Here is a 654-nt window from a genome sequence, read left to right as displayed (position 1 = left end):
GCTTTACAGATACAAAAGGCTATTTTGTATCTGAGGCTTCTGTCTACCGGCTACTGAAAGCGCAGGACCTGATTACCAGTCCCGCTTATGTCGTCATCAAGGCCGCAGACGAGTTCAAGGATAAGACGACAAAGCCGAGCCAGCAGTGGCAGACTGATTTCACATACTTCAGGATTATCGGTTGGGGTTGGTTCTATTGAGCCTCCCCCTTTGAAGTGGTCCGCCCTTATAGTTAGGAAAGCGGAGGACCAATGATGGCGATTAAGAGACCTAGCCAGAAGAGATTGTCGTGAAGTTACGGCAGGTTGAAGTTCTGATAGGGCAAGGTATAGCCCGGATTGATGCGATCAGACAGATCTGTGTGACAGAACAAACCTATTATCGCTGGAAGAAGAAGTACGGCGGGATGGGCACAGAACAGCTGAAGGAACTGAAGCGGTTACAGAAAGAGAACGAGCACCTGCAGCGTGCGGTTTCAGACCTTACGTTGGACAAGCTGATCTTGAAGGAAGCGGCATCGGGAAACTTCTAGAGCGTGCTGCGCCAGATCTGATTCAGGTTTCTCATTTTAACTTTTTGTGATTCAATGTTGCCATCCTTGTTTTTGGAGGGCACATGGGCAAGCCATATCCGATAGAATTACGTGAACGGGTT

At 48.6% G+C, this 654-nt stretch carries 2 pseudogenes; both read left to right on the top strand.

Going from position 1 to position 654, the window contains the following annotated elements:
- Window positions 1-197: pseudogene (locus PsAD37_RS17015) on the top strand (IS3 family transposase); the annotation flags it as partial.
- A gap of 86 nt (window positions 198-283) precedes the next feature.
- A pseudogene (locus PsAD37_RS17010) lies at window positions 284-523 on the top strand (transposase); the annotation flags it as partial.
- Window positions 524-654 lie beyond the last annotated feature (131 nt).

Source organism: Pseudovibrio sp. Ad37, assembly GCF_001623075.1.
Lineage (GTDB): Bacteria > Pseudomonadota > Alphaproteobacteria > Rhizobiales > Stappiaceae > Pseudovibrio.
The sequence above is the reverse complement of the archived record's forward strand: the minus strand, read 5'-3'. Positions and strand labels throughout refer to the sequence as shown.